7 protein-coding genes are annotated in these 9,028 nt (G+C 39.4%); 3 read left to right on the top strand and 4 right to left on the bottom strand.

What is annotated here, in order from left to right:
* On the top strand, nt 1-242 hold a 242-nt coding region (locus BI291_RS18515; protein WP_368482978.1), incomplete at its 5' end, for a hypothetical protein.
* A gap of 90 nt (nt 243-332) precedes the next feature.
* Here the strand turns inward: BI291_RS18515 and BI291_RS16425 are convergent.
* The 4 genes from BI291_RS16425 to BI291_RS16410 are packed head-to-tail and all read right to left on the bottom strand — an operon-like array spanning nt 333 to nt 7,139.
* Nucleotides 333-1,352 carry a zinc-binding dehydrogenase gene (locus BI291_RS16425; RefSeq protein WP_074500180.1) on the bottom strand — a complete coding sequence of 340 codons (1,020 nt, stop codon included), beginning with the start codon at nt 1,350-1,352 and terminating at the stop codon, nt 333-335.
* Between the two features lie 14 nt (nt 1,353-1,366).
* A complete protein-coding gene (locus BI291_RS16420) occupies nt 1,367-2,776 on the bottom strand; it encodes a TolC family protein (protein WP_074500178.1) in 1,410 nt (469 codons plus the stop codon).
* On the bottom strand, nt 2,769-5,945 hold the full coding sequence (locus tag BI291_RS16415; protein WP_074500175.1) for an efflux RND transporter permease subunit: 3,177 nt from the start codon (nt 5,943-5,945) through the stop codon (nt 2,769-2,771). Before BI291_RS16415 ends, BI291_RS16420 begins: the two co-directional genes overlap by 8 nt.
* A 9-nt stretch (nt 5,946-5,954) precedes the next feature.
* The gene (locus BI291_RS16410; RefSeq protein ID WP_074500173.1) at nt 5,955-7,139 is read right to left on the bottom strand and encodes an efflux RND transporter periplasmic adaptor subunit; all 1,185 of its coding nucleotides are present in this window, start codon (nt 7,137-7,139) and stop codon (nt 5,955-5,957) included.
* 168 nt (nt 7,140-7,307) lie between these two features.
* On the opposite strand from BI291_RS16410, the gene BI291_RS16405 reads away from it, so the two are divergent.
* Nucleotides 7,308-8,264, top strand: a complete 957-nt coding sequence (locus BI291_RS16405; protein WP_074500171.1) for a LysR family transcriptional regulator — start codon at nt 7,308-7,310, stop codon at nt 8,262-8,264.
* A 92-nt stretch (nt 8,265-8,356) separates the two neighbouring features.
* Nucleotides 8,357-8,920 carry a YSC84-related protein gene (locus tag BI291_RS16400; RefSeq protein ID WP_074500169.1) on the top strand — a complete coding sequence of 188 codons (564 nt, stop codon included), beginning with the start codon at nt 8,357-8,359 and terminating at the stop codon, nt 8,918-8,920.
* Nucleotides 8,921-9,028: the final 108 nt, after the last annotated feature.

Below are 9,028 nucleotides of genomic sequence, written 5' to 3'. Positions count from 1 at the left end.
CGAGAATTAAACGCTTTAGAGGCACGGCGTTGATTGCAGAGAATGGTTATTCAGGAGAACGTGCTCCTGCGTTCTCTAATAAGCTACATCCTTGCAGCGTCCTTTTCAAAATCAACAACACAGGCTATGAAGCGTTTAAACTCGCCCTTTGGGGGCGTGTTAGAGGCGCGATAATTGCGCAAAACGTGTTTGATGTAGAACAACTATACCTGCACACGTTTCGCTTATTCTCCCACCTCTGACATCGCTCTGAACTGACTTAATCTTTATGCGAATTGGTATAACTTTAAGAACCAGTACTTTTTCTGAAGCTGGTTGTTGTTAAGTGAAGGCTATAACGTAACAATTTGTTTGCCTGTAAAACCACCCGCTAATTGTGTTCTAAGCGCTGATGAAATAGCTTCTGCTTGAAAATCTACGTGATGGATTTCAGGGAGTTTAATTGATCCATCAGCAACACCATCAAGCAGCAATTTACTCATAAAGCTCATGTGTTGTTGGGCACAAAGGCTATTTTCGAGCCATGCGCCACCTAAAGAAACAATACTAATGTTTGGTGCTTTTTTGAATAATAATACTTGAGGTAAATCGGGTAAAGGCTGTAAACAAGCGATTCTGCCACAAAACCTCATTAATTCTAAATTTCGAATGGTGGCATCGCCACCTACTGAATCTAGTATGGCATCAAAGCCTTGTGGTCCAAGTTGGTGGCAAATATTATGACAAAGCTTTTTGTCTCGGTAATCAAATACAGCATCAGCACCTAAACACTTTAAACGTTTATGATTATGCTTGGCTGCAGTGGTGAAAACGTCTGCTCCGCGTTGCTTTGCAAACTGAATTGCAAAATGACCAACAGCACCTGCTCCAGCCTCAATTAATAAGGTATCACCCTCGATGATTTGTAATTTATCTAAGGCGATTAATGCTGTCATGCCTGCACAGGGCAAGGTAGCAGCTTGATATGGCTCAACGCTTTCAGGTACAACAGATACCGCATAATTTGGTACTGTTGTGTATTCACTTAGCACTCCTTGATCCGCTAAGCTAGCGTGCCACATTACTCGGTCACCAATGGTGGGAAAAACACCTTTTGGGGCATCTACTACAGTACCCACTGCATCTAAGCCTAAAATATGTGGGTACTGCCATTGGCAAAAGCCTTTTTGGGCATATTGCCCATCTAACGGATTAAGCCCTACATACTCCACTTTGATTAATAACTCATTTCCTGTACGTGTTGGTGTTGGCCATTGTACAGCGGCTAATGAGAGTTGCTCATTAGGTTTTTCTAAAACAATGGCTTTCATCGTGTCAGAAAGGTTATTTTGTAAGGTGGTTACATTAGGCATAATTTACTCAAGTATTAAATACTGGATAGTGCGTAACTCCAGCGACCGTTAAAGGTATGATAAGCATTTACTTTCGTGAGTAAAGTTGAAATTGCTGAATCAACTGCATTTTCTTCTGCTGCTAGTAAATCTTGCCTTGCATCTAGTAACGATAAATAAGGTATTTGACCTTCTTGAAACATAGCCTGTGCTTGTAAATAAGCTTTATTCGCATAGTGGTAGCGATTGTTTGCAAATTGCTGTTTGTTGCTTTCTTTAACGAGTTTATGCAAAGAAAGCTCACTTTCATTAATAGCATTTAATACCGTTTTTTGGTATTCATTATAAGCGGCTTTGCTTAAATATTGTTGCGCATTTCGCTGCGCTAATAATGCAGGATAACTTAACAGTGACCATTCTATTTGCGGGGATACTTGCCATTGTTGATCAGTATTAGATAACGTGGCGCTAGTTGTGCTTAGAATACCAGCAAAGGCACTTAAACTAATATCAGGTAAAAGGGCTTTGCTCGCTGCCGTGCTTAAAGCGGCTTCATGGCTAAACTGGTAAAGTGCTTTACTAATATCAGGACGTAACGCTATTGCTTCGCTTGGCTGTGCTAAGTGAACTTGTAAATCGTAGCCAATCACTTTACGTTGATCAATTAACGTGAGATCACTTAATGTTTTACCTGTAATATAGGCGAGCGCTGAATTATCGCGTTGTAGTAAGTATTCGATTTCAGGTATTAACGCTTGTTGTTGATTTAATTGCGCTTTTGTACGGTTTAAATCTAATTCACTGGTTACACCTTCATCGACACTGGCTTGTAGTACTTCAATACTTTGTTGTAATGCATCTATTTGTTGTGAAATTATATGGTGTTTTTGCAGATTACCTTGGTAACTGATATAGCCAGAAACAACCGATGAAACCACTTCTATTTGTAATAATCGAAGCTGCTCAGCTTGGCTCAGTGCCGAGGCATTAGCAGCATCGACAAGCGCAGAGATACGACCGAATAAATCGAGATGCCAATTAACTCCTAACGTTGCTGTCGAATTAGGCGTGATAGTATTATTGATACTTGTTCGTTCACTATTTATGGTTATTTCACCTTGGGGAAGAAACGTTGCTTTTTCTGCACCAAGGCGAGCTAAGGTACTTTGTAGTGTTAAATGGCTTGTTGTTAAATCGTAATTATTTGTTAGCGCTTCTTGTACGAGTAAGTTCAATTGAGGTGATTTTAATTGTCGCCACCAGTTTATTTCACTCGTACCCGTTAGTTGTGATGCAATATCAATTTCAGTAACAAAATGCTGAAGTTGTTGCTGATTTTCTAGATGAACATCTACATTATTTGACGTTGTACAACCTGCGATTACACTGGACAAAAGCAAGGTTAACGCCACTTGGTTATTAGCAGGTAAGAATGACTTAATCATGTTGTTTATGCTCCAGTGAGTTGCTTTCAATCGTATCGTTGGTTGGTTCTTTTTTGGTAACTAACATATAAAAAATAGGCGTAAATAGTAGACCAAAAATGGTGACGCCAATCATGCCAGAAAAAACCGCATTACCCATTGCTTGCCGCATTTCGGCACCAGCGCCTGAAGCTAGTACCAAAGGTATTACACCGGCTGTGAACGCGATAGAAGTCATCAAAATAGGTCTTAATCGTAACCGACACGCCGCAATAATTGCATTGAAATGACTCATGCCATTTTGATGTTGATCTTTAGCGAACTCTACCATCAAAATCGCGTTTTTTGATGCTAGGGCAACTAATACAATTAATGCAATTTGGGTAAAAATGTTGTTGTCTGAGCCAACAAACCACACACCTAATAAGGCGGAGAATATTGTCATCGGTACAATTAAAATAATCGCAAGCGGTAATCGTAAACTTTCATATTGTGCGGCAAGAACTAAAAATACCAATAACACAACTAAGGGAAAAACGTAAACCATCGTATTACCCGCGATAATTTGTTGGTAGGTTACATCGGTCCATTCGTAATCAATACCTGTTGGTAAATGATCGGCGAGTATTAATTCGATTGCTTGTTGCGCTTGATCTGAACTATAACCCATTGCAGGGCTACCGTTAAGTTCTGCACTTGGGTAGCCATTATAATGCATTACGCGATCAGGGCCCGTTGTAGGTGTGACTGTTAAAATTGATCCCAGAGGTACCATGTCACCCATTCTATTTTTTACTTTTAAATGGAGAATTTGAGCAGGATCTTTTCGAAATTCAGCGCCTGCTTGGGCATTTACTTGGTAAGTTCTACCGAACGCATTGAAGTCGTTAACATATAATGAGCCTAAATATATTTGTAGAGCATCAAACACTTCTTCAAGGGGAATTCCTTGAATCAGGGCTTGCTCTCTATCGATATCAATATCCATTTGTGGTACTTGGATACGAAAACTTGAATATAAGCCTGTTAGCGCTGGGTCTTGTTGCGCTTTAGCGATAACTGTTTGTAAACTATTAAACAGTGCTTCGAAGCCTTTATTATCGCGATCTTCTATTTGTAGTTTAAAACCACCAGTTGTACCTAACCCTTGTATGGGGGGGGGCGGAAATACTGCAACAAAAGCTTCATCAATTGAGACAAATTGTTGATTTAGCTGCATTGCTATTGCGCCAGAAGATAACTGAGGGTCTTTACGGTTTTCAAAGGCATCTAACGCGACAAAAACAATACCGCTATTTGGGCTGTTGGTAAAACCATTAACTGATAAGCCAGGAAATGTTACCGTGTGCAACACGCCAGGTACGTTAAGCGCTATCTTTTCCATTTCGACCATAACCTCTTGAGTGCGATCTAAACTAGCAGCATCTGGTAGTTGTGCGATAGCAACTAGGTATTGTTTATCCTGAGAAGGAATAAAACCGCCAGGAATGGAATTAAATAGGGTAAATGTTCCGCCCAGCAATAGCACATAAGCCGCTATGACAATTATGCTCATTCGAATTAATTTTTTAACCAAACGCTGATAACTTTTTGCACCTCGTTCAAACAGTTTATTAAAAGGTGTAAATAACCAACGACCAAAAAGCTTATTTAGTAAACGGGTTAATGCGTCAGGCTTAGCATTGTGAGGTTTTAATAAAAGTGCTGATAAAGCGGGCGAAAGAGTTAATGAATTGAACGCAGAGATCACCGTTGAAATAGTAATGGTAAGGGCAAACTGTTTATAAAACTGTCCAGACAAACCAGAAATAAAAGCGGTGGGTATGAATACAGCTAGAAGTACTAAAGCAATGGCGATTATTGGACCGGTTACTTCTGTCATCGCAACGCGAGTCGCTTCTACCGGTGATAAGCCTTTTTCTATGTTTCGTTCAACGTTTTCGACCACAACAATCGCATCATCAACAACAATCCCGATTGCGAGTATTAAACCAAATAATGATAGTGTGTTTATTGAAACACCAAGCCATTGCATAACGGCAAATGTACCAATAAGTGAAACAGGAACTGCAATCAATGGAATGATAGATGCGCGCCATGTTTGTAAAAAAAGTATCACTACAATGACAACTAAAGCGATGGCCTCTAATAAGGTGGTTATTACGGCATCAATTGAATCACGTACGAAAATAGTTGGATCGTACACAATATCGTATTCAACGCCATCTGGAAAAGCCTGTGAAAGTTGCGCCATGGTTGTTCGTACTTGGTCTGATAATTCAATTGCGTTTGAACCAGGGCGCTGGAAAATAGGCATAGCTAGCGCAGGTTGTCCATCTAATAGCGCACGAAGTGCGTAACTGTTCTGGCCTAACTCTACAGTGGCGACATCTTTTAAACGAATAACTTGCTTTTGATCGCCGACTTTTAGTATGACGTGTTCAAACTCTTCAACACTGGTCAACCTACCTTTAACATTTAATAAAATTTGAAATTGACTATCATTTGCTGCAGGTTGCGCTCCTAAGCTTCCTGCGGCAACTTGTTGATTTTGTGCGCGTAAGGCATTTATTACATCTGAAGCGGTTAATTGTCTAGCAGCCAAAGCATCAGGGTTTAACCAAACCCGCATGGAGTATTGGCCTCCACCAAATAATTGCACATCACCAACACCAGGTAGCCGTGCTATTTGATCTTTAATATAGATATCTGCGTAGTTTGAAAGATATGCTGTATCATGAGTTTTTTCGGGTGAATATAGGTGGACGACCATGGTTAAGTCTGGTGAAGACTTTTCTGCAACAACTCCTAAGCGCTGTACTTCCTGAGGCAGTCTAGAAAGTGCACTGTTAACCCTGTTTTGTACTTGTACTTGGGCACGATCGAGATCTGTGCCTAAGGCAAAAGTCACTGTTAGTGTCATGCGGCCATCGCTTGTTGCTTGAGAAAACATATAGAGCATATTTTCTGTGCCATTTATTTCTTGCTCTAATGGCGTAGCAACTGTTTGTGCTATTACCGTTGGGTTGGCACCAGGGTAATTTGCCGTTACAACCACAGTCGGAGGAACTACCTCAGGATATTCACTGATAGGTAGCTGGAACAGTGATATAGCGCCACCAATCAATATAACTAACGATAATACGGATGCAAAAATTGGCCGCTTAATGAAAAAATGAGAAAAATTCATGGTTACTTCCTAGTACTTAGCAACTAAATTAGTGGGCTTAATGGTTGTCATGGTAAAGGCAGAGTTAGCTGTTTCTATGCTGATAATTTTAGGCTTTATAGGCATGCCAGGACCCACTCGTGCAGGGCCATTAACCGCAATCGTGTCATTAGCGGTTAAGCCTGAAGTTATCGCACGTAACTTTCCATAACGTTCACCTATTTCAACAAGTTTGTATTGCAAAACATTGTTTTCATCAACGGTAAGTACAAAGCGATTTTTTAGATCTGTGCCTATTGCCTTCTCTGGTATAATAATTTGTTCGTTTACTTCACTTGCGGCAAGTCTAATACGCGCAAATGAACCAGCAAGTAATGAGTTTTCTAGGTTTGCTCCTGTTTTCTTTTCAAAAACGGCTCGTACTTGAAGTGTGCCAGTAGCATCATTAATCTGGTTATCGATAAAATTAATATAACCGGTATGTTCAAACTTTTTTTGACCTAATTTCTGCATCAGTACTTGTTGTTTACTATCGGTTGTTACATGCGAGAAGGCGTTATTCCAAGTGCGTTCGTCAATATCAAAATACGCATACATTTTGTCGTCAGAAACAATTGAAGTCAGTACACTCGTTCCTGCTTGTACGGTATTTCCTCGGGTAATATTAGCGCGAGAAATAATGCCATTTATGGGGGATTTAATTGACGTAAAAGCTAGGTCAAGATTTGCTGCTACTAACTGTGCTTGTAGTGCTGCTAGTTGGGCTTCACGTTGGCGAAGTATTGATGAACGTGATTCCGCTTGCTCTACCGATATGGCTTTACGTTCGGTTAATCTTTTTGCTCGTTTAGCTTCGTTTTTTGCTTGTTGTAAAGCAGCTTCAGCAGAAAGAATCTGTGCTTTTAGGTTCGCGACTACAGCTGCAAAAGGACGATCATCTAATTGAACCAGTAAATCGCCTTTCTTAACGCTATCACCTTCTTTAAATGCAATTTCCTTAATTACGCCAGAGACACGTGGGCGTAATGATACTTCTTCTGGAGCTTCTAAGCGTGTGGTAAAAGTGTGCCAGTGTTGTACTGGCTTAATTAATACTTTCGCTACGTCTATTGGTTGTAAAAATTGTTGTGAATTTTGTTTTGCAGAAGGCTCTGCACAACCACTAATTGCAATGCCTATACTAGTTAAAGTAGCAAGTAATATTGTTTTTTTCATCGTTTAACTCCATGTTTTTGAGCACTATAAAGCGTTGAGTTAGTCATAGGTCAAGTGTGTTATTTGAAAATAATGCCGTTATGATACGCTTGAAATTGATGAGTAAATACAGTGGTTTTTTAATTTCATTAATGCCAAAATGGCACTAATAAAATTAAAGGTTTCGTTATGGATACTACTAGTCGTTTATTGATGTTATTAGATGTTGTAGAGCGCGGATCATTTGCAAGTGCCGCGGAAGGTAGGAATATTGATCGATCTGTTATATCTAAACAAATCAGTAAATTAGAAGATGAACTTGCCGTAAGGTTGTTAAACCGAACAACACGTTCTTTTTCTTTAACAGCAGCTGGTGCTGAAATGGTTAAGAAAGCTTCGGAGCTTCGAGAACTACTCAATGAAACGGTTCGGATGGCAGAGAATTATCATTTAGAGCCTCGAGGTACGATAAAAATGACTTCGTCTACGATTATTGCCAAACGCTATTTACAACCAGTAATTAATGACTTTCAAAAACGCTTTCCTGAAGTGGAAGTTGAATTAATTTTAGATGATAAGGTAATGGATATTGTTTCTGAAGGAATAGATCTCGCTTTTAGAGTTGGGGAGTTAAAAGATTCAACGCTGATTGCGAGAAAACTTGCGCGTAATCGTTTAGTCATTTTGGCCTCTCCAGAATTCATAAAAACCTACGGAATGCCGAATAAAATGTCGGATCTTAAATCACTGCCTGCAGCCAGTTATTTTAGTACAACAATACGCGTGACAAGTATTGAATATGAGAATGCACTTGGCGAACACGCAGAGCAAGAAATTAATAGTGTTTTTCGTGCAAATGATGCTGAAATTTTATTATTAAAAGCGCTATCGGGGAGTGCATTTGTTGTAGTGCCTGCATTTATTGTGGGTGATGAAATAATAAATGGCGAACTTATTCCTATTTTAACAGATATCAAATTACTTGATTACCGCGATATGTACGTCATTTATCCTCATAGGGATTTACCCGTTAGAACCCGTTTATTTTATGATGCTGTACGAGATTATATTGGTAAATTCACGCCCATTTGGGAGAAAAACATTCCTAATTTTGACCGTTTATACCAAGGGGAGAATACGGTTTAAATGAAAATGTTTTTAGATCTTTAATGTACGGTTCGATGATCTCGATAAAATGCGTTAGGCTTTATGTATCTTATTGAGAAAAGGAAAATGAAATGAGTGTATGCAAAAAGCTTTTTAGTTTGATGATTATAGTGTTGTTATCTGCTTGTGCCTCAATGGGAAAAGGAAGCAAAGTTGAAAAACAACAAGCCATATTGGCAATGAAAGATGATGTGCTAACGAAATTGTTTGAGCAAAAACCTGATACGCGTAAACAGTTGAATGCCGTACCAGGCTATGCGGTATTTTCTAACGCGAATGTCAATTTAATCTTTATGGCTGCCGGTACAGGCTATGGTGTTGTAAAGAATATGAATACGAATACCCATACTTATATGAATATGGCTGAAGGCGGTGTAGGCCTTGGTTTAGGTGTTAAAGACTATCGTATTGTCATGGTCTTTCATACCACAGATGCAATGAATAGCTTTATTAATAACGGTTGGACTTTCGGTGGAAATGCTGATGCAGCTGCAAAAGCAGGTGATAAAGGTGGCTCTGTTGAAGGAGAAGCTTATTATGGCGATGTCACTGTTTATACATTAACGGAGGCAGGGTTGGCACTACAAGCCGTTATTAAAGGGACCAAATTTTGGGTTGATAAAGAATTAAATTAAATGTCTTTATACCAAATTCGCATAAAGATTAAGTCAGTTCAGAGCGATGTCAGAGGTGGGAGAATAAGCGAAACGTGTGCAGGTATAGTTGTTCTACATCAAATACGT

The organism is Thalassotalea sp. PP2-459 (assembly GCF_001913705.1).
GTDB classification, from domain to species: domain Bacteria; phylum Pseudomonadota; class Gammaproteobacteria; order Enterobacterales; family Alteromonadaceae; genus Thalassotalea_C; species Thalassotalea_C hakodatensis.
Note: the sequence above shows the minus strand (reverse complement) of the source record. Positions and strands in the feature narration are given on the sequence as shown.